The following is a 21,718-nucleotide window of genomic DNA, read 5'->3' as shown; positions in this document are numbered from 1 at the left end:
GCCGGGAGCGCGCCGGAGAGCGCCGCCACGATCGGCTTCGAGGCCGAGCTGGCGAAGGATCTCTGCACCCGCATGGCGGAGCAGTGCGAGATCGACTACTGCAAGGGCGACGCCAGCGTCGCGGCGCTGCTGGCGCGGCGCATCGACGCGCTGATGGCCTGGCTGTCGGTGACCCAGGCCCAGAAACAGACGATCGATTTCAGCGCGGCCTATGCGCTCGAGCGGCATGGGCTGGTCGTGCCCGATCCGGGACCGCTTGCGGACCTGCCCGGCACGGGCAAGGTTCTGTCGCTGACCGCGACCCCGCAGGATGCGCAGGCGGCCATCGCCACGCTGCGCGGGACCCTCGCCGGGAATACCGTGGGCGCGCTGGCGGGAAGCGCCGACCTCGCCTTCCTGCAAAGCCAGTTCGAGGACGTCAGGGCCCAGGCCTATCCCACGGCCGAAGCGCTGATGCGGGATCTGGTCGCGGGCCGCCTCGACGCCGTGATGGGATCGGCCGCCTGGCTGCAGGCGATGCTGGCATTGCCGGGCGACAAACCGCTGGCGCTGAGCGGCCCGCAATTCGCCGAGGACGAGCGCTTCGGCTTCGGCATCGCCGTGGGATTCCGGAAATCGGACCCGGCGCTGCGCAACCGGTTCGACCGCGCGATCTCCGCGGCGATGAGCGACGGCACCTTGGAGCGCCTCTCCCTGAAATGGTTCAAGACCGACCTCGCGCCGAAGCGCTGCTTCTGCAAGCCGTTCTGATGCGGACGAGAGATCAGCGTTGGACTCGATTCCGCAAAGCCTGTCATGCCCGGACTTGATCCGGGCATCCAGTCTCAACGGCCCTGGATCGCCGGGTCGAGCCCGGCGATGACAGGAGGAGAGGCGTCGCGACACGTCGAGATAGCCCCATCGCACCCGGTCCTCCGCCGCTGTCATGCCCGGACTTGATCCGGGCATCCAGTCTCGGCGGCCTTGGATCGCCGGGTCGAGCCCGGCGATGACAGGAGGAGAGGCATCGCGCCTCTACGGCACCAGTGGCGGTTCCTGGTCGGTGGGGATGCCGGCGAGATGGCGGAAGATCGCGATGGTCCGGGTCAGATAGGACTCGTCCTGGTTGCCGAGCACCATGGCGCCTTCATGCATCACCGTGAGCGCGTAATAGCCCCAGCGGCCCGGGCCGATCTTCTCGAGGAAGTAGGTCGACTGGATGTCGCCGGAATCGAACAGGGTGAAGATGAGGGCCGAGATCGGGCTGACATTCCCGATCTTCACGACCAGCCGGTCGGGCCCGGCCTCGGTGACCTGCATGCGATAGATGACCGGCTTGGCACTCCGGTTGTCGGCGCGCAGGAAGTAGAAATCGGCGCCGCTCTTCAGCTCCGCCGGCGTGAAGTCCGGCCGGCGCTGTCGATGCTCGAAATCCACCAGCGCCACGGAGTCGATGATGAAGGTCTCCCAGCGCCGATCCGACGCGGACCAGTAGCGGACCCCCTTCCAGTCCGACGCCGCGCCGAAGCGTGCCAGCAGATCGTCACCGCCGCCCTCGAAGGCGAAGGTTCCCGAGAGCGCGGTCACAAGGTTCAGGTCCATCGGCGGCCAGCCGAAGCAGGCCGGCGGCTGCCAGTCGCCGAGATCGCGTGAATGCCAGATCCGGGCCTTCGGCGGATCGGCGAAGGCGGCGGCATCGCCCGCCGCGCCCGTCGCGCAGGGCGGTGCCGGGAGGGACCCCGCCGCGGCGAGGGCCGGCCCGCCGGGCATGGTGGCCCCGAGCAGGGGCACCAGCAGCAGCCCGGCCAACCCAAGTCTCCGCAGCCGCCGATGTCCGGCCGTCACCGCCCCGTCACCGATCGCCACGCGCCGTTACCGTTCCCGCTTCTCAATGCCGCCCACTCAACGCCAATGCCCGGGGGTGTAGATCCACACCGTCTTGTCCTTGTCCTGGGCCCATTCGCCCGGGACCCAGGTCGAGCCGCGATAGGGCCGCTCGACATAATGGCCGCCGATCCAGACGAAATCCGCGCCGGTCCAATGCCAATGACCGGGATCCCAGACGAAATAGCCGGCTGGCCCTTGCGGCAGCGCGGCTTCCGTCTCGGCCTGGGGCGCCGGCGGGGCCTGGGGCGAGGTGATCGTGGTGTCGACCGGCGGCAGCGACCAGCCGGGATACTGGATGCCGGGGCCGATCCAGGGGAAATTGGGATCGCAGGCCGTCAGCGACAGCAGGAGCGGCAGCGCCAAAAGGGCTGTGCGGCCGGAAATGAAGGTCCCGCCGGGCATGATGGATTTGAACAAAGACATAGCAAGATCCTTCCTTGACGGGAAAAACGGCGCCCCACATGTCAGAAGATGTGGGGCCGTGGGGCCCGCTCAAGGGCATCGCCCCCAATAACGCAGCGAGCCGCCGATCGGTTCTCCTGGGTCCTGACCATCATCACGGCATCTCCCGCCCGTCGGCGGCCTGGGGAGGCACCAAACCGGGTTCACGACACCGGAAGGAGGCGTCGATGCGGGCCAGGGGATGGGGAAAGATGAAGACGGAACGCGCAGAGAAGAACAATCCGATCATGGCGGGCCTGATGGGCGCGATGCTGGCCTTGGCGCCGACGCTGGCCCTCGCGGCCGACGCGGCCGATCCCAACGGGCCGGAATCGCCCGCGACCATCCTCGCCGGCCAGATCCGCCAGCAGGGGCATCCTTGCGACAAGTCGCTGAGCGCCACCCGCGACCCGACCCTCTCGACCACGCATCAGCCGGTCTGGGTCCTGGTCTGCAGCAACGCGACCTACCAGATCACCCTGCGCGCCGACCAGGCGGCGTCGGTGGAGGTGATCGGCGGCGGGCAGTAGGGCTGGCGGCGCCCGGACGACACGTCAGCTCGGCAACGCCGCCTTACCCGCCGCCAGACCCTGTCGACGGCTTTACGGAAAGGGAGCAGGCTGAGAGCGATTTCAGGGGCAAGGCCCTGAAGCTCGCCGTCGTAGCCGGCCGGGGCAGCTTCGCTGTCTTGCCGCCTGAGGATGCGGCGGGCGCCCGCTTCAGCCGCGCCTGACCGCGCAACATCCACGAAATGTGGTTGGCTCGGATGATGGAAGAACGCGCTCAACGCCGACTGGCTGCGATCTTGGCCGCTGATGTCGTGGGATACAGCCGATTGATGCAGCGTGACGAGGCCGGCACGCTGGCCGCGTTGAAGGCCCGGCGCTCGGAGATCCTCCAGCCCACCGTCTCCAAACATCACGGTCGAATCGTCAAGCTGATGGGCGACGGGGCCCTGATCGAGTTCGGCAGCGCCGTGGACGCCGTCGAGTGCGCCGCCCGGCTGCAGCAGGCCATGGATGCCGCCAATGCCAGCGTAGCGCAGGACGGACAGATCGTGCTCCGCATCGGCATCAATCTCGGCGACGTTCTGGTGGAGGGCGGAGACCTTTATGGCGACGGCGTCAACATCGCGGCCAGGCTCGAGGCTCTGGCTGATCCCGGCGGGGTTTTCCTGTCCCGAACCGTCTTCAACTATGTGAAGGGCAAGACCAGGCTCGAGTTCGAGGATCTGGGTGAACGGAGCCTCAAGAACATGGCGGAACCGGTGCAGGTCTACCGCGTCTCCGGCTTGGCCACGCCCCTGTTGCCGGCCGTAAGCGGCAAGCCGCTCACGCCATCGCGGCCTTCGATCGCGGTACTGCCCTTCCTGAATATGAGCGGCGATCCGGAGCAGGAATATTTTGCCGACGGCATTACCGAGGACATCATCACGGACCTGTCGCGCTGGCCGTCGCTGGCGGTGACCTCGCGCAACTCGACCTTCCGGTTCAAGGGAAAGCCCGTCGACATGTCGTGGCTCGGCCGCGAGCTCGGTGCCCGTTTCCTGGTCGAGGGCAGTGTCCGCCGAATGGGAGAGCGCATCAGGATCACGGCCCAGCTCATCGACGCCGAGACCGGCAATCATGTCTGGGCCGAGCGTTACGATCGCGCGGTGGCGGATCTGTTCGCGCTGCAGGACGAGGTGGTGCGAACGATCGTCGGAACCCTGGTCGGCCGTGTGCAGGTGAACGAAGCCGAACGCGCGCGTCGCAAGCCGCCTACGAGCCTCGCCGCCTACGACCTCATGCTGCGCGGCAACGCGCTGTCCTGGGACGATCCGACCGAGGCCGCGGAGGCCAAACGTGCCTTCGAACGGGCGATCGAGATCGACCCCGGATACGGACTCCCTCACAGCCTCCTCGCGGCTGTCTTCAATCACGAATGGGCGAACGATCTTTCGGCCTCGAGGGAGCTCATGGACCGCGCCTTCGCCCTGGCGCTGCGGGCTGTCGAGCTGGCCGACAATGAAAGCACCTGTCACACGATTCTGGGGCAGATCTATCTGGATCGGGGGTCATTCGATCTGGCGCTGCGTCATATGGAGCGCGGCGTCCAGATCAACCCGGTCAACCAGTGGAACCAGGCCGACTATGGTGCCGCGCTCTCTCAAGTCGGCCGTGCCGAAGAGGGACTGGAGGTGCTGCGGAACGCACGGCGCATGGACCCGTATTTCGGGCCGCCCTGGTATTGGCGCGCGCTGGGCATCGCCCAATTCGTGCTGCGCCGTTACGCAGATGCCTTGGCGGATTTCGATCGAGGCGAGGAAAATAGCTCACGCTACGCTCTCGCCGCGATGGCAGGCTGCTGTGCGAAACTCGGCCAGGCGGACCGCGCCCGGGAACTGGTGGCGCGATGTCTGGCGGGCCAGCCCGGCGGCACCATCGAGAAAGTCGTCGCCAGAATTCGGTTCAAGCAGGCGGGCGACACCCAGCATCTGGTCGAATGCCTGCGCCTGGCCGGCATGCCGGAGTGACGGCGTTCGCGGCTTCGTCATCCCGGCCCTCGCCCCGCCTGGGCGGCGCGAGGGGGAAGCCAAATCGCTACTCCAGCAGCGCCACCTGGCCCGACGCCAGATCGTAATAGGCGGCCACGACCTTGAGCGTGCCGCCCTTGATCGCGTCGGCGATGACGGGTGAGGATTCCTTCAGCAGCTTGGCCTGGATCTGCGCGTTGGCCTGGATGGTTTTCACGAGATCGCCGCCGGCTGCGTCCACCGCCGGGCGGATATAGCGATAGAGCGCGCTGATCTGGCCCGGCACCGCCTTGGCTGTGATCGCGGCCTTGGCCGCGCCGCAGGAGGAATGGCCCAGCACCATCAGCACGCGCGTGCCGAGCACCGCCACGCCATATTCGATGCTGCCGATGATCTCCGAGGTCGCAATGTTGCCGGCGACGCGGTTGACGAAGACATGGCCGATGCTCTGGTCGAACAGCAGCTCGACCGGCACGCGGGAGTCGGCGCAGGACAGCACCGAGGCGAAGGGCTCCTGCTTATCGACCGTATTGGCCTGCAGGATCGCCAGATCCTCCTTGTCCGAGGTCATCTTGCGGCTGATGAAGCGCTGATTGCCGTCCATCAGCGCCTGGAGCGCCTCGTCGGGCGACATGGTGCTTTGCGCCAGCGCGGACGTTGGCGCTGCGGTGCCGATGGCACCGGCGAGGACGCCGGCGGCCGTAGCGGCCATGCCGGCGCGCAGCAGATGCCGGCGCGAGAGGCCCGAGGCCGGCGCCTCGTTTTGTGACGGGGCGAAGACAGTATCGTCATGGCCCCGGCACTGTCCCTGGCAGAGGCAGAGCGACCGGTTGGATGCGGGCGGCAATAGGAATGTCATCTTGTGGGTCCCCGGGTTCGATGCTCCCGACAGTGCCGGGAGCGCGGGGCTCACAGTGGACGACGGCGGGCTTTCCCGCAAGACGGCGGCGTTCCGCGTGGTGTCTCAGCTTGATTTCGTTTTCGCCCGAGCCCACAGAGCCGGTCTAAGCATCATTGGATGCTTATAGGCGAACAGCAGCGTCGCCTCGACTGTGTAGTCACAGTCGGGCTCCCAAAGTATGACGGCATCGCCGTCTTTCAGACCAAGCTCCTGGAGTTGTTCCTCCAAGGGGCGACCGTTGTAATACAACACAATATAGTGATCATCGCCTGGAGTATCTTGGAAGCTCGTTTCCACGCGGAGCATTCTACCTCGCCTTCTGCGAGCGTGGCCTTGAGGCCCGCGAAATTTTCCAGGGTTTCGGCACACCCCCAGAAGTTCCCCGCCAAGCGCAGACATTCTACGATCGGGTATCTCAGCCCTATCGAGTTCGAGGCGAAGGTCGGATTAGCTTAAGAGCGTGTCAACCGAACCGGCAGCAGGCCAAAGCGCATGCGAAACGCAACCATTAGTCTATCATCTCCATTTCTATTCTTCTACGGAGCCGCAACCGACATGCCGAGGCGTTAGAGGATTCTAACCCTTGTTTTGGATACACACTGGAGGGCTACCGAAGTAACCTCACCTCCTATTAGGAAGGGGGAAATCGCCTTCCTATGCTAACCCCTTCTCCACACATCCCCCCGACACTACATCCCCACCATGATCCCAACCCTGCCCCTCCCCGACCGGACCGTGCTGCTCGATGGCGGCATGGGGCGCGAGCTGCGCATGCGCGGCGTGCCGATCCTCGACACCATCTGGTCGGCCAACGGGCTGATCGTGGCGCCGGACACGGTGCGCCAGGTGCATGAGGACTACATCGCGGCCGGGGCCGAGATCATCACCACCAACAGCTACGGCATCATCCGCGCCGAGCTCGCCAAGGAAGGGATCGAGCATCGCTGTGCCGAGCTCAATCATAGGGCGGGTGCGCTGGCGCAGGAGGCGCGCGACCGCTCGGGGCGCAAGGTCTTCATCGCCGGCTCCCTGCCGCCGCTTCGCGGCAGCTACCGGCCCGACCTGGTCGGGAGCTTCGCCGAGATCGAGCCGCTCTATGAGGAGCAGGCCTCGCTGCTCGCCCCCTATTCCGACGTGATGCTGTGCGAGACCATGTCGAGCGCGGCCGAGGCGGTCGCGGCCGCCACCGCCGCCGCCATGACCGGGCTTCCGGTCTGGGTGAGCTGGACGCTCCATGAGGACAATTCGGGGCGGCTGCGCTCGGGCGAGACCGTGACCGAGGCCGCCAAGGCGATCGCGCATCTGCCCGTCTCGGCCTTCCTGGTCAATTGCTGCAGCCCGGAGAGCATCACCGCCGCCATGCCCGAGCTGGCGCGGCTGAAAGGCGGGGTCGCCGGCGGCTATGCCAACGCCTTCAAGCCGGTGCCGGCCGACTGGGTGATGGAGGAGGACGGGCTTCTCCCCTTGCGCGACGATCTCGATCCGGAGTCCTATGCGCATCATGCCCATCACTGGCATGACGCCGGCGCCAGGATCGTCGGCGGCTGCTGCGGCACCGGGCCGGCGCATATCGCCCGGCTCAAGGCCCTGACGGAGACGAAACGATGACTTCCCCGACCTCGCGCCCGACCATCGGCGTGACGCTCGATTCCGAGGAGCCGGGCGGCTATTCGAAGTTCCCCTGGTATGCCGTGCGGCAGAACTATGCCGACGCGGTGGTGAAGGCGGGCGGCCTGCCGCTGTTCCTGCCGCATGAGCCCGGGCAGGTGGAGGAATATCTGGCCCTCATCGACGGCCTCGTCGTCACCGGCGGCGCCTTCGACATCGACCCGTCGCTGTTCGGCGCCGCCGACAAGCATCCGACGGTCAAGCTCAAGGGCCGGCGCACCGAGTTCGAATGGAAGATCACCCAACGCGCGGTCGCGACCGATCTGCCGGTGCTCGGCATCTGCGGCGGGCAGCAGCTCCTCAACGTCGTGCTGGGCGGCACGCTGATCCAGCATATCCCCGACGAGGTGAAGGCGCCGCTCGCCCATGAGCAGCCCAACCCGCGCGACGAGCCGGGCCACAGCGTCAAGGTCGAGAAGGGCACGCTGCTCCACAAGATCTGCGGCGTGACCGAGCTCGAGGTGAACAGCGCGCACCATCAGGCCGCCAAGGGCGTGGGTCCCGGCGTCAAGATCAACGCCATCGCCGCGGACGGCGTGATCGAGGGCATCGAGGATCCGCGCCACCGCTTCGTGCTCGGCGTGCAGTGGCATCCCGAGTTCTCGATCAGCAAGGGCGACGAGAAGATCTTCCGGGCGTTCGTGGAAGCTGCCCGGTAAATCGGACTCGCTGACGCGCGAATCTTTGTACCTCCCTTGCTTTCTGCACCTCCCCCGAGGCGAGCTTCGCCCGCGACTCTTAAAAGCTGCCGGCAAAGCCGGCGGGAGGGGGAGGCCGGGGTGGGGGGTGGCCGTAAGCGCGATCCCGGCCGTTTCTGTCGTCAGACGCTGCGGCAGGATGGAGCGCGCACCGCCCTTCCGCAGGCGCTATGCTGCGGTGGCTGGCCCTCGCTTCGCCCCTTCTTGAAGCGACCCCCCACCCTAACCTCCCCCTCAAGGGGAGGGGTTTTCAGTTTGAGTGATTGATGAACGAGTCCGACATCGACGAACCCGATGCCGAGAAGCCCGACCTTCCGCCCGACGCCCCCGCGCCCCCGTCTTCATCGGCCAAGGCGGGCGAGCGGATCGCCAAGCGGCTCGCGCGCGCGGGCCTCTGCTCGCGCCGCGATGCGGAGCGCTGGATCGCCGAAGGCCGCGTCACGGTCGACGGGCATAAGCTTTCGAGCCCGGCCCTCAACGTCACCGACCAGGCGCGCATCCTGGTCGATGGCAAGCCGATCCCGGTCAAGACGCCGACCCGGCTCTGGCGCTACAGCAAGCCGCGCGGGCTCCTCACCACCAACCGCGATCCCGAGGGCCGGCGCACCATCTTCGACGAGCTGCCGAAGGAACTGCCGCGCGTCATCACCATCGGCCGGCTCGACTACAATTCCGAGGGGCTGCTGCTGCTCACCAATGACGGCGAGCTCGCGCGCAAGCTCGAGCTGCCCTCGACCGGCTGGGCGCGGCGCTACCGCGTGCGGGTCAATGGCGATGTCGATCCGCTGGCCTTGAGCGGTCTCGCCAAGGGCATCACCATCGAGGGGGTGCGCTATGGGGCGATCGGCGCGCAGCTCGACCGGCAGCAGGGCGACAATGCCTGGATCACCATGTCGCTGACCGAGGGCAAGAACCGCGAGGTGCGGCGCATCTGCGAGCATATGGGCTGGCAGGTGAGCCGGCTCATCCGCATCGCCTATGGCCCGTTCCAGCTGGGGCTGCTCGAGCCCGGCGGCGTGGAGGAAGTCTCGCCGCGCGTGGTCAAGGAGCAGATGGGCGAGGGCACCGGCGGCGCCGCGACCGCGGCCGAGAAGCGCCGCCTGCGCGAGGAGACCCATGACGAGAAGCGCCGGCTGAAGCGCGAGGAGACGGCAGGCGCGGCATCGAAAAAGCTGCGGCCCGGCAAGCGCGACCGCGACGCGAAATATGCGGGTGCGAAATCCGATGCCCATCGCGCCGCCCCCGCGCGCGGGCCGCGCGAGGACCGCGACGCGCAAAGACCGCGCGGCGAGAAGCCCTTCTCCAAGCCGGACCAGCCCTTCGAGCCGCGCGACCGGGCGCTGCGCGGCAAGCGCGGCGAGCGCCGCCTCGAGAAAATCGAGGAGAATTTCGAGACCCGCGAGGCGCGCTCCTTCGTGAAGCCCGACGGACCGAGATTCGATAAGCGCCATGACCGTCCCGCGCCGCGCGATGCCAGAGCGAAGCGATCTATAAACGACAGAGATGCGAAGCGACCTGTAAACGACAGAGATGCGAAGCGACCTGGGGATGACCGAACTGCGAAGCGGCCGGGGGACGACAGAGCCGCGAAGCGATCTGCAAACGACAGAGCTGCGAAGCGGCCGATGGATGCCGGCGCGAAGCGACCTATAAACGACAGAGATGCGAAGCGATCTGCAAGCGACAGAGATGCGAAGCGGCCTGTCGATGACCGGAGCGCGAAGCGACCTGTCGATAATCGGGGCGCAAAGCGGCCGGACGAAAAACATTTCAAGAAAGACCGCCGCGGCAAACCCGGCGGCGCTGCTGGCGCGAAGCCCGGTCATGCGCATCGTCGCCGGCCGTCTTAGGGGCCGTGCGCTGGCGGCGCCCGAGGGCGATGCCATCCGCCCCACCTCGGACCGCGCGCGCCAGTCGCTCTTCAACATCCTCGAGCATGGCGCGCCGGCCAAGGCCGGCCTCGTCATCCGCGACGCGATCGTGCTCGACGTCTTCTGCGGCACGGGTGCGTTCGGTCTCGAGGCCCTGTCGCGCGGGGCCGCCAAGGCGATCCTGATCGACAATGACGCCGCCGCCATCACGCTCGCGCGCGGCAATGCCATGGCCCTGGGCGAGATCGCGCGGGTGAGCCTGCGCCAGGTGGATGCGACCAAGCCCGGCGCGGCACCGGCGGCCGCGGCCCTCGCCTTCCTCGACCCGCCCTATGGCAAAGGCCTCGCCGCCCCCGCGCTGGCCGCCCTCGCCCGCGAAGGCTGGCTCGCCCCCGGCGCCATCGCCGTGATCGAGACCGCGACGGTCGAAGACCTGGCGCCGCCCGCAGGCTTCACGGCGCTCGACGAGCGGCGTTATGGAAAGGCGAAGCTGACGTTCCTGCAGTGGCAGGGGTAAGCGGCGCCCCCTCTCGCCCATCACTTCCCTGTCTTGCTCGGGCTTGACCCGGGCATCCAGCCTTTGCCGGCCCCTGGATCGCCGGATCAAGTCCGGCGATGACGGGCGAGGGGCAATCCCCATGAACGTTATTTGTCCCAGCGCGGCTTGACCGGGCTGGCGGCGGGACACTAGCCTCGCCCCGGGATTCGAGTTGGGGGACGTTCTGATCATGGCCAGGCTGGGTCGGCTGCTCGCCGCGGGCGGGTTGAGCATGGCACTGCTCGCCCTGGCCCTGCCCTTCCTCGCCCGGCCGGCCCTCGCCGGCGAGCAGCTCTTCGTCGCCATCCCCAGCGGCTGGGACGAGGCTTGGCGGCATGAAGACACCACCCAGACCATCGTCGAGTATCTGCCGAAGGGCCAGTCGGTCACCGACTGGACCGACATGGTCACGGTCCAGGAGTTCCCCGGGATCCAGCTCGATCCCGGGCATTATCTCGACCGGGTGGTCGCGGCCTTCGGCACCGGCTGCCAGGCGACCCGCCATGAGGGCCCGCGCTCGATCGGCGAGAACGGCTATTTCGTGGCGCTCGCCTATGTGGAGTGCAAGGGCCCCGACCCGAGCAAGGCCGCACCCGGCGTCGTGCTCAAGACCGTCGAATTCCTGGCGATCAAGGCGATCCAGGGCGTGAAGTCGCTCCATGTGGTGCAGCGGGCCTGGCATGGCGACGACGAGACCCAGCATCCGCTGCAGCAGGCGAACGCCAAGGACTGGGTCGCGGTCGTGCGCGACGCCGAGCTCTGCGACCTGGCCGACACCGCCCGCACCTGCCGCACCATCGGGCGCACGGGCGGGCTGGAGTAAGCAGGCTCAGGGGGCGATGGCCCGCTTCCGCGCTCTTCCCATGGACAACTGTTCATTTGATTCCGCGGGCGCGCGGTCGCGAGCATGGGGTTTCCTTCGGGACCTCCTGCGATGCGCATCGTCTTCCGCTGCGATCCGGCGCTGGCCGAGCATCTGCCCCCGCCGGTGCCGGCGCGGGCTGGCCTCCCCGACTGGCTGAAGGCGATGCCGGCCAAGGCCTTTTCCGAAAGCCATGGCCGCGACATCCGCACCGTCAAGCAATGCCCGCCCTTCGTCGATGCGATGACGCATGGGTTCCTGATGCCGCTGCCCTGCGACGTGCGGATCGAGAAGGACAAGGTCGCCTGGGACTGGGAGGTTCCGGCGCCGGCCACCTCGGGTCATCCGCGCGCGCCCTTGAGCTTCCATGTCGCCGAGCAGTTCGCCGGCGCGCCTTTCGCCAACGGGCGCTCGGCGCTCAAATTCAACAGCTTCTGGACGGTCGAGCTCGAGCCCGGCTGGTCGCTGTTCGCGACCCACCCGGTCAATCGCGACGACCTGCCCTTCCGACTGCTGACGGGGCTGGTCGATTCCGACCGCTTCCAGGATGGCGGAATCAATTTCCCCGCGGTCTGGCTCGATCCCGATTTCACCGGTGTCCTGCCGAAGGGGATGCCGGTCGCGCAATGTTTCCCGGTCTCGCGCGCGAGCCTCGATCTCGTCTGCGAGAGCTTCGATCCCGTCCGCCAGGCGGCCTATGCCGGCACCGTCGCCCAGGTGATGAAGACGCCCGGCGTCTATCGCAAGCAGTTCCGCGCCAAGCGCGGCGACTAGACCGGACGAAGGCTCAGCCGCCGAGTGCCCGCTTCAGCGCCTCGGGATCGAGCCAGAGCCTGCCTTTGGGCGACGAGGTCAGCGCATGGGCGATCATGCCGAAGGTCGCGGGCCGCAGGCGGTAGGCCCGGCCATAGGCCGCCATCGCGCCCGTCAGGTCGCCCCCTTCCTGCAGCACCACGCCCAGATTGACCGAGGCCTCGGCCATGGTGGGCTGGCGTTCGAGCGCCGCGCGATAGGCGGCGGCCGCGCCATCGAGATCCTGGAGATCCTGGCGCGCCAGGCCGAGATCGAACCAGAACGAGGCGGGGCTGGTCTCGTCGATCGCCAGCGTCAGCAGCGCCGCCGCCGTTTCGGGATCGCCCCGTTCCCAAAGCTGACGCGCGATCTTGGCCGCGAGCTTGCGCGCGGGCGGGTTGGCCGATTGCCGGCGCAGGCTGGGCGTCAGATGCGCCGCGGCCCCCTGGGGGTCCCCTTTCGCGAACAGGATATTGGCGAGCAGGTGATGCAGCGCCACATCGTCGGGCGCCAGGCGCAGCCCTTCCTTGCAAAGGGCCTGCGCCGAATCAGGCGAGCCCGCATTGAACGCCGACACCGCGCTCCGGATCAGGGAGTCGATCTGTCCCATCGGGGGGAGCCTAGGACGGAACGCAGAAACGCGCCTTGATTTTTGAGGGAATCGAGGATCGACACGAAAAATCCACCTCTCCCCTCGAGAGGAGGCCAGATCCCTCAGCTCATCATTTCCTTCACAATTGCCGCCGCGATCTCGGCGTGGGCGGTGCTGAGAGAGTCCGCTGTGTGCGATGAGCCGGACATGTAGATGGCGATCAGGATCGGCTTGCGGTTCGGCGGCCAGGCGATGGCGACGTCGTTGATGGCCCCGTTGGCGCCGCTGCCCGACTTGTCGCCGGCCTTCCAGTCCGACGGCAGGCCCGCGCGGATGCGGGCGAGGCCGGTGCGGGCGCCGACGAGCCAGTTGATCAGCAGGACCCGCGACGCATCCGACAAGACGGGACCCGCGAGGACCTGCGCCATGTCGTCCACCATGGCGCGGGCGGTCGTGGTGTCGCGAAGATCGGCGGAGAGGTTGGTGTTGAGCTCGGGCTCGAAGCGGTCGAGCCGCGTCACGCGATCGCCGAGGCTGCGCATGAATTGCGTGAAGCCCTGCGGCCCCCCGATCAGGTCCAGCAGCAGATTGGCCGCCGGATTGTCGCTGACCTCGATGATGGCGGCCAGGAGCTCGCGCACGGTGATCGAGCCCTGCGTGACATGCGTCGAGGTGACCGGCGCGTAATTCACCATGTCCGACTCCCGGATCGGGACCTTCTGATCGAGCTCGAGCTGCCCGCGATCGACCTGCACCAGGACCGCCGCCGCCAGCGGCAGCTTGAAGGTCGAGGCCATCGCGAAGAGCGAGCTGTCGTCAAAGCCGATGCGCCGCCCGGACTGCGTATCGAGCGCATGAACGCCGAGACTGCCGCCGATGCGCGCGCGAATGGCCTTGAAGTCCGGCTCGGCCGCCAATGCGCGCCGCGAGGCGAGCGCGACAGCGCCACCGAACAGGACGGAACTCGTGGCCGCCAGCAGCGTCCGGCGCGTGATGATGTCGCGAAGGAGAGATTCGATCTGGATCATGGAGGAGAAACTAAAACGGAAAGACACGGCCGGCGGTGATTTTCGAGAGATCGAGGTTCGGTGTTAGACATCGTCTCCGTTGCACCACAGGAGTCAGGGAGCGAAGCGACCTTCCGCCTCTACCGCCGCCCGAACAGCCGCTCGATATCCGCGAGCTTGAGCTCCACGTAAGTCGGGCGGCCATGATTGCATTGGCCGGAATGAGGGGTCGCTTCCATCTGGCGCAGCAGCGCGTCCATCTCGGGCTGGGTCAGGCGCCGGCCGGCACGCACGCTGCCATGGCAGGCCATGGTGCCGCAGACATGCTCGAGCCGTTCCTTCAACGAGAGCGCCTCGCCCATCGCCGCCAGTTCGTCGGCCAGATCGCGCACCAGCCCCTTGGCATCGGTCGGTCCCAGCATCGCTGGCACCTCGCGCACGACCACGGCACCGGGACCGAAGCCCTCGAGCACGAGACCCAGCTCGGCCAGCTCGGGCGCGCGCGCGACGAGACGCGCGACCGCAGGCTCCTCCAGCTCGACCACTTCCGGAATGAGCAGACCCTGGCGCGCCACGCCGGTCTCGGCCAGCGCCTGCTTCATGCGCTCATAGACCAGCCGCTCATGGGCGGCATGCTGATCGACGATGACGATGCCGTCCGCCGTCTGCGCCACGATATAGGTCTCATGCAATTGGCCCCGCGCCACGCCCAGGGGATAGGCCGTACCGGGTGCCGCCGTCTCGGCCTCGCCGACGCCGCGCGCCGAAGGCCGGTCGAAGCCGTCCAGGGGTGCAAAGGCCTGCGCCGCCGCCTCGGCCAGGCGATGCGGCACCGTGCCGCCGCGAAAGCCGCCATAGTTCCCCTGGAAGAAGCGCGCCGGGCCGCCGGCGAAGGCCGGTTCCGATCCCAAGGCGCCGCCATAGCCCGAGCCCGCCTGCAGCGCGCCCAAGGCCGCCTGCGCCACCGTGGTCGAGGCGCGGTGGCCGGCCTCGGCCAGCGCGTGGCGGATGGCGCCGACGATGAGGCCGCGCACCAGACCCGGATCGCGGAAGCGCACCTCGGCCTTCGCCGGGTGGACGTTCACATCGACCTCCTCGGGCGGCAGCTCGAGGAAGAGCGCCACCAGCGGATGGCGGTCGCGGGCGAGGAAATCCTGATAGGCGCCGCGCACGGCGCCCTGCAGCAGCCGGTCGCGCACCGGCCTGCCGTTGACGAAGAGGAACTGCTGGTCGGACGTGGCGCGGTTGAGCGTCGGCAGGCCGGCATGGCCGGTGAGGCGCAGGCCCTCGCGCCTGGCATCGAGCGCCAGTGCGTTCTCCTGGAAGTCGCGGCCCATGATGGCGCCCAGCCGCGCGAGACGCGCGCCGTTCGGGTTGTCAGTAGGCCCGGGGCCGATCAGGTCGGCGCCCACCAGATCGGTCGTGGGGGCCTGGAAGCGGAACAGCACACGGCTCTCGTCGCGCAAGGTAAAGGCGACCTCGGGATGGGCCATGGCGAGGCGCTTCACCACCTCCTCGGCATGGCCGAGCTCGGTGCGGGGGACTTTCAGGAATTTCAGCCGGGCCGGGGTGGCGAAGAAGAGATCGCGGACCTCGACGCGGGTTCCCTGCGCCAGGGCCGCCGGTTGCGGCTTGCCCTTGGCGCCGGCTTCGAGCGTCAGGCTCCAGGCGCTGTCGGCGCCGGCTTTCCGGCTGGTCAAAGTGAGACGGCTGACGGCCGCGATCGAGGGCAGCGCCTCGCCGCGGAAGCCCAGGGTGGCGATATGGACCAGATCGTCGTCGGGCAGCTTCGAGGTGGCGTGGCGCTCGACCGCGAGCTCGAGCTCCGCCGGCGTCATGCCGCCACCATCGTCCTCGACCAGAATGAGACTGCGGCCGCCCTCGCGCAGCATCACCTCGATGCGCGAGGCCCCCGCATCGAGCGCGTTCTCGACCAGCTCCTTCACGGCGGAAGCGGGCCGTTCCACCACCTCGCCGGCGGCGATGCGGTTGACCAGATCGGGCGGCAAAAGACGAATCACCATGGGCGGAACAGTAGCAGAACGGGCAAGCCTGAGTCTCCCCGCCGCGGCAGCGTTCTCTTCCCAGCATCGCATGCTAAAGTTTCAGCCCAGGCCCGCCCGTCGCCCCTGGGTTCAGACATATGTCAGCCACGCCCCATCCCGTCGCCACTGACGGTGCAGCGCTCGCGGCCCTGCCGCGCGGCGTCACCCTCTGGCCGCTCCAGCCTCACCGTGACGAGCGCGGCAGCTTCGCCGAGCTCTACCGCCAGAACTGGGCCACGGGCATCGAGCCCCGGCAATGGGGCCTGCTGACGACCGAGCCCAATGTGCTGCGTGGCATGCACGCTCATCCGCGCCATGACGAGTTCATCGCGGTCACCGCCGGCAGGCTGTTCGTGGCGCTCAAGGATCTGCGCCCGCGCTCGCCGAGCTATCTCCAGCCGGCGCAGCTGCTGCTGACCGGCGAGGCGCCGGCGCTGCTGACTCTGCCGCGCGGGGTGGCCCATGGCTTCTACTCGCACACCCCCTGCGGCGTGCTGATCGCGGCCACGCATTACTACGATCCGACCGACGACCTGGGCTGCCGCTGGTCGGACCCCGATCTCGGCATCGACTGGCCCTGCCGCGATCCCCAGCTCTCGGCCCGCGACCGCGACGCCCCGCCGCTCGCCTCGCTGCTGGCGGAGATCGCGCGGACCGATCTCGGCCTCGAAGCCGGCGCCATCGACGCCCGATGACGCCACCCAGGTCAGCCTCGTCCGCTTCCCTGCCCGCCCTCGAGATCGGCTTGGTGGGCTGCGGCCGCTGGGGCCGCCATATCCTGCGCGACCTGCAGGCGCTGGGCGCCATCGTTACCGTCGCCGATCCCGATCCCGCGGCCCGGGCCCATGCCCAGGCGCAAGGGGCCGCTGCCGTCGCCGATCTCGGCGAGCTGCCGCCGGACCTCGCCGGCTATGTGATCGCCTCGCCCGCCGGCCGGCATGCGAGCGCCATCGAGACGCTGCTGGAACGCGACCGGCCGATCTTCGTCGAGAAGCCTTTCACCACCGACAGTGCCTCTGCCTTGCGCCTTGCGGCGGCCGGCCGGGGCCATCTCTTCGTCATGGAGAAGTGGCTCTGGCACCCGGCCGTCCGCTTCCTGGCGGCGCTCGCCCGGCGAAAGGATCTCGGGCCCGTCGAGCTTCTCGCCTGCGCCCGGCTCCAGCCGGACCTCCCGATCCGCGATGTCGATGCCGTCTGGACGCTGCTGCCGCACGATCTCTCGATCGCGCGCGAGATCCTGGGGACGCTGCCGGAGCCGCGCCTCGCCCGTGCCGAGCGGCGCGACGGCATGCTGGTCGGGCTGGTGGGGCTGCTCTCCGGTGAGAGCAACCCAGCCACGCCCCGCTTGCATGACGCGACGCCTCTGCTCCCGGCCGCCACGCCGCTTCTTCACGTGGAAGTCTCCGCCGCGAGGGTTCAGCGCCAGCGCTCGATCCTCCTGGGCGGCAGCGAGGGCCTCGCCTTCTGGTCGGAGGGCGCGCCCGAAACGGTCTTCATCGGGCGCCGCCCAGCGACGGCGCGGAATGCAAGAGATGCAATAACCACGGGCGATTTCGAGCGTCACGCGGTCACCGGCGAGATGCCGCTCAAGGCCGAGCTGCGGGACTTCCTCGCGCATCTCGCCGGCGGTCCGCCGCCGCGCAGCAGCGCTGCCGGCGGCGCCCTCGTGGTCGAGCGCATCGACGCGCTGCGGCGTCTTGCGGGCATCGACGACGCCGTCTGAGCAGGCTCGCACTTGGCAAAATTGAGGCAAAGGCGCCGCAATCTCGTCGGCATGATAAAGAAGCCGTAAAGAATGATGTCGGAGTCATAAAGAACGGACGCTCGAGCGACGCCTGCGCGCCACAGTCGCGCAGGTTTTTTCTCCTCGCGCGAATTTTCTCTTGCGATGCGCCGAGAAATTTCTATATGTGTGCGTCAGACGCCTAACGCACGAGCCACTGGCCCTTTGTAGGTTAAGCAACCGGCGGATCGCGTCCTTCTGGTAACCCCCCGTTTTAGAAGAACGGGTTTCCGAGAGGGAACGACGATGCTCCTTGCTCCTCAGGGTGGACGCTCCGCCCGTATTCGCTCCGCCCACCTCCGCAACACCCATCTTCGCAACACGGGCGCGCCGCAGAAGCTGCCGACCCCGGCCAACGAGCCGTCGGTCGCCGACATCCTGCGCGCGGAAGCCGCCTGCGCCGACGTGACCCAGGCGGGCCTCCCCGCCCCCAAGCGCTCGCGACGACGCCGTGGCGCCGACCTCTCGGTCGTCCCGCCGCAACCCTCCGACCGCGGCATCGTCACGCCCCGCATCGCCGAGTTCCTGGACCGCGTCCAGCCGCAGACGCCCTGTCTCGTGGTCGATCTCGAGGTGGTCGAAGGCAATTATCGCGGCCTCGCCGCCGCCCTCGATCCCGCCGAGCTCTATTACGCCGTGAAGGCCAACCCGGCACCGGAGATCCTGCGGCTGCTGGCGCACAACAACGGTCATTTCGACGTGGCGAGCCGCGGCGAGATCGACCAGTGCCTCGATGTGGGGATCCGGGCCGACCGGCTCTCCTTCGGCAACCCGATCAAGAAGCAATCCGATATCGCCTATGCCTTTGGCCGCGGCGTGCGTCTCTTCGCCTTCGATTCCGAGGGCGAGCTCGAGAAGCTGGCCGTGGCCGCGCCTGGCGCGACCGTGTTCTGCCGCCTGTTGGTGGACGGAGCCGGCGCCGAGTGGCCCTTGTCGCGCAAGTTCGGCTGTTCCTTCGCCATGGCGAAGGCGCTGCTCCTGCGTGCGCGGGCGCTCGGGCTCGATGCCGCCGGCGTTTCCTTCCATATCGGATCGCAGCAGACCGACCTGTCGCAGTGGGACAAGGTGCTGAGCCAGATCGCCCAGCTCTATCGCGAGCTCGAGGCGGCGGGCCTGAAGCCCAGCCTGCTCAATCTCGGCGGCGGCTTCCCCGCCCGCTATCAGAAAGAAGTGCCCTCGATCGGCGACTATGGCCGGGGCGTGATCGCCGCGGTGCGCCGTCATTTCGGCAGCGAGCTGCCGCGCCTCATCGCCGAGCCCGGCCGCGGCCTGGTCGGCGAGGCGGGCGTGATCGAGAGCGAAGTGGTGCTGGTCTCGGTCAAGGACGCGGCCGACGCCCAGCGCTGGGTGTTCCTCGATATCGGCAAGTTCTCCGGTCTCGCCGAGACCATGGACGAGGCGATCAAATACCGGCTGAAGACGCCGCATGACGGCGGTGTCACCGGGCCGGTGGTGCTGGCGGGTCCCTCCTGCGATTCCGCCGACATCCTCTATGAGAAGACCGCCTATGAGCTGCCGCTGGCGCTGAAGCCCGGCGACAAGATCCGCATCCTCGCCTGCGGTGCCTACACCACGACCTACTCCTCGGTCGGGTTCAACGGCTTCGCCCCGCTGAAGGCCTACTGCATCTAGTCAGGCTTCCAGACTTTCCTGACCTGGCATACAGGGCCGGCCCGGGACTTCCCGGGCCGGCCCTTCGCTTTCGAGCGAGAAAAAATTCTTCCCCGCACAGCCCCTTCGCCGCCATGATGGTGCTGCGAAGGTTCTGGGGGGCGTCGAGTTTCCGTGAAGAAAGCGGCGAAAAAACGGGCCGCGCCCAAAACGGGCGCTGCGTCGGGCGGGTTGCTGTCGAGCTACGACACCGGCGGCTATTGGTGCGAGCTGCAGGGCCATTCGCACCATGCGCTGGCGGCCTCCGCCGAGCTGGCGCGCCGTCTCGACAGCTTCTCGATTTCCGAGCTGAAGAAGCGCTCGAACGCGGCCATCCGAGAGTTCATGACGCTGGGCGTCACCTTCACCGTCTATTCCAACCGCGATCAGGTCGACCGGATCCTGCCCTTCGATGTGATCCCGCGGGTGATCCCGGCGGTGGAGTGGGAGCGGATCGAGAAGGGCGTGATCCAGCGCGTCGCCGCCATGAACGCTTTCCTGGGCGACATCTACGGCAAGCAGCGCGCGATCAAGGACGGGATCATCCCGGCCGACCTGGTCTTCGGCAACGCGAACTACCGCAAGGAAATGCAGGACCTCTCCGTCCCGCACGGCACCTACATCCATGTCTGCGGCACCGACATCGTGCGCGGCAAGGACGGGAAGTTCCGAGTGCTGGAGGATAATGGCCGCACGCCCTCGGGCGTTTCCTACGTCGTCGAGAACCGCCATCTGATGCAGCGGGCCTTCCCGGACCTGGTCCAGGACCTGCCGATCCGGCCCGTCTCGAACTATGGCCAGAAGCTGGCCGAAGCCCTGAGCCAGATCGCGCCCCCGGGCGTCAGCGATCCGCAGATCGTGCTGCTCTCGCCCGGTTCCTTCAACTCGGCCTATTTCGAGCATATCTTCCTCGCCCGCGAGATGGGCGTGCCGCTGGTCGAGGGCCGCGACCTGGTGGTCGAGAACGACAAGGTCTTCATGAAGACCGTGGGCGGGATGGCCCCGGTCCATGTGATCTATCGCCGGCTCAATGACGATGCCATCGATCCCGAGGTGTTCCGGCCGGATTCGATGCTGGGCGTGGCCGGGCTGATGCGCGCTTATCGCAAAGGCCATGTCGCGCTCGCCAACGCGGTCGGAACCGGCGTGGCCGACGACAAGGCGGTCTATGCCTATCTGCCCCGCCTCATCCGCTATTACCTCGGCGAAGAGGCCATCATCGACAATGTCGAGACCCATATCTGCCGCGAGCCTGAAGGCCTCAAATTCACCCTCGACCGGATGGACGAACTGGTGGTGAAGCCGGTCGGGGAATCGGGCGGCTATGGCGTGGTGATCGGCCCCCGCGTCAGCAAGCGCGAGCTGGCCGAGGCGCGCGACAAGCTCACCGCCAATCCCAGCAATTTCATCAGCCAGCCGATGATCGAGCTTTCGGTCTCGCCCACGCTCTGCGGCCGGACCATCGAGCCACGCCACGTGGATCTGCGGCCCTTCGCCGTGACTGGGCAATCCACCTGGGTCCTTCCGGGTGGGCTCACGCGCGTGGCTCTGCGCAAGGGCTCGCTGATCGTGAATTCCTCGCAGGGCGGCGGCTCGAAGGATACCTGGGTCCTTGGCTAAGCTCCTCGCCCGCTTCGCCGATTGCGTCTTCTGGACCGCCCGTTATGTGGAGCGCGCCAATTCGCTCGCCCGCGTGCTCGATGTCAACCAATCCTATAGCCAGGACGCCAAGGGTTCGCGCAATTGGCAGTCGGTGCTGACGCTCTATGCCGATGAGGCCCGTTTTGCCGAATTCTATAAGCAGGCGAGTGCCGAGACGGTCATCGCCTTCTACACGACCGATCCGCGCAACGCGTCCTCGATCCGCTCCTGTCTGCGCCAGGCGCGCGAGAATGCCCGCACGATCCGGCCGTTGATCTCGATCGAGATGTGGTCGCAGCTCAACGCGCTCCATCGCAAGGTGAAGCCGTTGAAGACCAGCTCGGTCACCTCCAAAAATCTGAGCAATTTCGCGACGCTGGTGAAAGAAGGCTGCCAGACCCATGTCGGCATCACGATGGAGACCTTCTATCGTGACGAAGCCTGGTATTTCTATCTGCTGGGCCAACAGCTCGAACGCGCCGACCAGACCACGCGGCTCCTGGACGTCAAGTTCGCCCAGTTGCGGGCGGGCGCCACCGAGATGGGCTCGGCCACCGATGTCTCGCAATGGAACGGCCTTCTTCGTGCGGCCGCCGGCTTCCAGGCCTATCGCCGGCGCCATCCGGTGACGGCGATGTCGCCGCAGAGCGTGGCGCATTTCCTGCTGCTGAACCCGATGTTCCCGCGCTCGCTGCTCTGCGCCGTCAATGAGGCCAGTGACGCGCTGAGCGCCTTGCGGCGCGAGTCCGGCCTCGGCACGGGAGCCCGTGCGCAGAAGCGGCTGCGGGCCTTCCAGTCGGCGCTGATGGATATCGACATCGACGAGATCATGGCGCGCGGCATGGACG

The 21,718-nt window shown here is 67.7% G+C and carries 21 protein-coding genes; 14 read left to right on the top strand and 7 right to left on the bottom strand.

Going from position 1 to position 21,718, the window contains the following annotated elements; translation table 11 throughout:
- Positions 1 to 750 (top strand): transporter substrate-binding domain-containing protein (locus ACREE8_RS19115; RefSeq protein ID WP_431574599.1); only part of this gene is annotated, 750 nt, incomplete at its 5' end.
- A 264-nt stretch (positions 751 to 1,014) separates the two neighbouring features.
- Here ACREE8_RS19115 and ACREE8_RS19110 read toward each other — a convergent pair.
- Together ACREE8_RS19110 and ACREE8_RS19105 are read right to left on the bottom strand one after the other, a co-directional pair.
- Complete coding sequence (locus ACREE8_RS19110; RefSeq protein ID WP_431574598.1) at positions 1,015 to 1,845, bottom strand: DUF6675 family protein; 831 nt, start codon at positions 1,843 to 1,845, stop codon at positions 1,015 to 1,017.
- Between the two features lie 36 nt (positions 1,846 to 1,881).
- A complete protein-coding gene (locus ACREE8_RS19105; RefSeq protein ID WP_431574597.1) occupies positions 1,882 to 2,289 on the bottom strand; it encodes a hypothetical protein in 408 nt (135 codons plus the stop codon).
- Positions 2,290 to 2,519: 230 nt separating this feature from the next.
- On the opposite strand from ACREE8_RS19105, the gene ACREE8_RS19100 reads away from it, so the two are divergent.
- Positions 2,520 to 2,837, top strand: a complete 318-nt coding sequence (locus tag ACREE8_RS19100; protein WP_431574596.1) for a hypothetical protein — start codon at positions 2,520 to 2,522, stop codon at positions 2,835 to 2,837.
- A gap of 221 nt (positions 2,838 to 3,058) precedes the next feature.
- Positions 3,059 to 4,822 (top strand): adenylate/guanylate cyclase domain-containing protein, encoded by a 1,764-nt coding sequence (locus ACREE8_RS19095; protein WP_431574595.1) that lies wholly within the window; start codon positions 3,059 to 3,061, stop codon positions 4,820 to 4,822.
- A gap of 67 nt (positions 4,823 to 4,889) precedes the next feature.
- On the opposite strand, the gene ACREE8_RS19090 is transcribed toward ACREE8_RS19095, so the two are convergent.
- On the bottom strand, positions 4,890 to 5,681 hold the full coding sequence (locus ACREE8_RS19090) for a carbonic anhydrase (RefSeq protein ID WP_431574594.1): 792 nt from the start codon (positions 5,679 to 5,681) through the stop codon (positions 4,890 to 4,892).
- Between the two features lie 105 nt (positions 5,682 to 5,786).
- Positions 5,787 to 6,029 (bottom strand): hypothetical protein, encoded by a 243-nt coding sequence (locus ACREE8_RS19085; protein ID WP_431574593.1) that lies wholly within the window; start codon positions 6,027 to 6,029, stop codon positions 5,787 to 5,789.
- A gap of 396 nt (positions 6,030 to 6,425) precedes the next feature.
- Between ACREE8_RS19085 and ACREE8_RS19080 the strand changes: the two genes are divergently transcribed.
- From ACREE8_RS19080 to ACREE8_RS19055, 6 genes are all read left to right on the top strand, one after another.
- A complete protein-coding gene (locus ACREE8_RS19080; protein ID WP_431574592.1) occupies positions 6,426 to 7,331 on the top strand; it encodes a homocysteine S-methyltransferase family protein in 906 nt (301 codons plus the stop codon).
- Complete coding sequence (locus tag ACREE8_RS19075; RefSeq protein WP_431574591.1) at positions 7,328 to 8,050, top strand: gamma-glutamyl-gamma-aminobutyrate hydrolase family protein; 723 nt, start codon at positions 7,328 to 7,330, stop codon at positions 8,048 to 8,050. The genes ACREE8_RS19080 and ACREE8_RS19075 overlap by 4 nt, the downstream gene beginning before the upstream one ends.
- Before the next feature lie 305 nt (positions 8,051 to 8,355).
- Positions 8,356 to 9,939 (top strand): pseudouridine synthase, encoded by a 1,584-nt coding sequence (locus tag ACREE8_RS19070; protein WP_431574590.1) that lies wholly within the window; start codon positions 8,356 to 8,358, stop codon positions 9,937 to 9,939.
- Positions 9,914 to 10,477: a 16S rRNA (guanine(966)-N(2))-methyltransferase RsmD gene (gene rsmD, locus ACREE8_RS19065; protein WP_431574589.1), complete on the top strand. Its 564-nt coding sequence runs from the start codon at positions 9,914 to 9,916 to the stop codon at positions 10,475 to 10,477. Before ACREE8_RS19070 ends, rsmD begins: the two co-directional genes overlap by 26 nt.
- A 211-nt stretch (positions 10,478 to 10,688) precedes the next feature.
- Positions 10,689 to 11,321, top strand: coding sequence for a hypothetical protein (locus ACREE8_RS19060; protein WP_431574588.1), 633 nt, complete (start codon positions 10,689 to 10,691; stop codon positions 11,319 to 11,321).
- Between the two features lie 111 nt (positions 11,322 to 11,432).
- Positions 11,433 to 12,134, top strand: a complete 702-nt coding sequence (locus tag ACREE8_RS19055; protein ID WP_431574587.1) for a hypothetical protein — start codon at positions 11,433 to 11,435, stop codon at positions 12,132 to 12,134.
- A 13-nt stretch (positions 12,135 to 12,147) separates the two neighbouring features.
- Here ACREE8_RS19055 and ACREE8_RS19050 read toward each other — a convergent pair whose 3' ends face one another.
- The 3 genes from ACREE8_RS19050 to mutL all read right to left on the bottom strand — a co-directional run bounded on the left by ACREE8_RS19050 (position 12,148) and on the right by mutL (position 15,775).
- Positions 12,148 to 12,762 carry a tetratricopeptide repeat protein gene (locus ACREE8_RS19050; RefSeq protein ID WP_431574586.1) on the bottom strand — a complete coding sequence of 205 codons (615 nt, stop codon included), beginning with the start codon at positions 12,760 to 12,762 and terminating at the stop codon, positions 12,148 to 12,150.
- 104 nt (positions 12,763 to 12,866) lie between these two features.
- Positions 12,867 to 13,772 carry a class A beta-lactamase gene (gene bla, locus ACREE8_RS19045; protein ID WP_431574585.1) on the bottom strand — a complete coding sequence of 302 codons (906 nt, stop codon included), beginning with the start codon at positions 13,770 to 13,772 and terminating at the stop codon, positions 12,867 to 12,869.
- A 119-nt stretch (positions 13,773 to 13,891) separates the two neighbouring features.
- The gene (mutL, locus tag ACREE8_RS19040; RefSeq protein ID WP_431574584.1) at positions 13,892 to 15,775 is read right to left on the bottom strand and encodes a DNA mismatch repair endonuclease MutL; all 1,884 of its coding nucleotides are present in this window, start codon (positions 15,773 to 15,775) and stop codon (positions 13,892 to 13,894) included.
- A gap of 119 nt (positions 15,776 to 15,894) precedes the next feature.
- Between mutL and ACREE8_RS19035 the strand changes: the two genes are divergently transcribed.
- From ACREE8_RS19035 to ACREE8_RS19015, 5 genes are all read left to right on the top strand, one after another.
- Positions 15,895 to 16,491 (top strand): dTDP-4-dehydrorhamnose 3,5-epimerase family protein, encoded by a 597-nt coding sequence (locus ACREE8_RS19035; protein ID WP_431574583.1) that lies wholly within the window; start codon positions 15,895 to 15,897, stop codon positions 16,489 to 16,491.
- Positions 16,488 to 17,519, top strand: a complete 1,032-nt coding sequence (locus tag ACREE8_RS19030; RefSeq protein ID WP_431574582.1) for a Gfo/Idh/MocA family protein — start codon at positions 16,488 to 16,490, stop codon at positions 17,517 to 17,519. The genes ACREE8_RS19035 and ACREE8_RS19030 overlap by 4 nt, the downstream gene beginning before the upstream one ends.
- A 306-nt stretch (positions 17,520 to 17,825) precedes the next feature.
- Positions 17,826 to 19,211 (top strand): type III PLP-dependent enzyme, encoded by a 1,386-nt coding sequence (locus tag ACREE8_RS19025; protein ID WP_431574581.1) that lies wholly within the window; start codon positions 17,826 to 17,828, stop codon positions 19,209 to 19,211.
- 153 nt (positions 19,212 to 19,364) lie between these two features.
- Entirely contained in the window at positions 19,365 to 20,849 is a 1,485-nt protein-coding gene (locus ACREE8_RS19020) for a circularly permuted type 2 ATP-grasp protein (protein ID WP_431574580.1), read from the top strand.
- A partial coding sequence (locus ACREE8_RS19015) for an alpha-E domain-containing protein (protein WP_431574579.1) occupies positions 20,842 to 21,718 on the top strand: 877 nt, incomplete at its 3' end. The genes ACREE8_RS19020 and ACREE8_RS19015, both read left to right, overlap by 8 nt.

This window comes from Hypericibacter sp. (assembly GCF_050729195.1).
GTDB lineage: Bacteria > Pseudomonadota > Alphaproteobacteria > Dongiales > Dongiaceae > Hypericibacter.
This window is presented reverse-complemented; position numbering and strand designations above follow the sequence as displayed.

Bases quoted from the DNA above. Each gene is read 5' to 3' on its own strand.
- ACREE8_RS19105 (WP_431574597.1), bottom strand. From the start codon at position 2,289: ATGTCTTTGTTCAAATCCATCATGCCCGGCGGGACCTTCATTTCCGGC.
- ACREE8_RS19100 (WP_431574596.1), top strand. From the start codon at position 2,520: ATGAAGACGGAACGCGCAGAGAAGAACAATCCGATCATGGCGGGCCTG.
- ACREE8_RS19095 (WP_431574595.1), top strand. From the start codon at position 3,059: ATGTGGTTGGCTCGGATGATGGAAGAACGCGCTCAACGCCGACTGGCT.
- ACREE8_RS19090 (WP_431574594.1), bottom strand. From the start codon at position 5,681: ATGACATTCCTATTGCCGCCCGCATCCAACCGGTCGCTCTGCCTCTGC.
- ACREE8_RS19085 (WP_431574593.1), bottom strand. From the start codon at position 6,029: ATGCTCCGCGTGGAAACGAGCTTCCAAGATACTCCAGGCGATGATCAC.
- ACREE8_RS19080 (WP_431574592.1), top strand. From the start codon at position 6,426: ATGATCCCAACCCTGCCCCTCCCCGACCGGACCGTGCTGCTCGATGGC.
- ACREE8_RS19075 (WP_431574591.1), top strand. From the start codon at position 7,328: ATGACTTCCCCGACCTCGCGCCCGACCATCGGCGTGACGCTCGATTCC.
- ACREE8_RS19070 (WP_431574590.1), top strand. From the start codon at position 8,356: ATGAACGAGTCCGACATCGACGAACCCGATGCCGAGAAGCCCGACCTT.
- rsmD (WP_431574589.1), top strand. From the start codon at position 9,914: ATGCGCATCGTCGCCGGCCGTCTTAGGGGCCGTGCGCTGGCGGCGCCC.
- ACREE8_RS19060 (WP_431574588.1), top strand. From the start codon at position 10,689: ATGGCCAGGCTGGGTCGGCTGCTCGCCGCGGGCGGGTTGAGCATGGCA.
- ACREE8_RS19055 (WP_431574587.1), top strand. From the start codon at position 11,433: ATGCGCATCGTCTTCCGCTGCGATCCGGCGCTGGCCGAGCATCTGCCC.
- ACREE8_RS19050 (WP_431574586.1), bottom strand. From the start codon at position 12,762: ATGGGACAGATCGACTCCCTGATCCGGAGCGCGGTGTCGGCGTTCAAT.
- bla (WP_431574585.1), bottom strand. From the start codon at position 13,772: ATGATCCAGATCGAATCTCTCCTTCGCGACATCATCACGCGCCGGACG.
- mutL (WP_431574584.1), bottom strand. From the start codon at position 15,775: ATGGTGATTCGTCTTTTGCCGCCCGATCTGGTCAACCGCATCGCCGCC.
- ACREE8_RS19035 (WP_431574583.1), top strand. From the start codon at position 15,895: ATGTCAGCCACGCCCCATCCCGTCGCCACTGACGGTGCAGCGCTCGCG.
- ACREE8_RS19030 (WP_431574582.1), top strand. From the start codon at position 16,488: ATGACGCCACCCAGGTCAGCCTCGTCCGCTTCCCTGCCCGCCCTCGAG.
- ACREE8_RS19025 (WP_431574581.1), top strand. From the start codon at position 17,826: ATGCTCCTTGCTCCTCAGGGTGGACGCTCCGCCCGTATTCGCTCCGCC.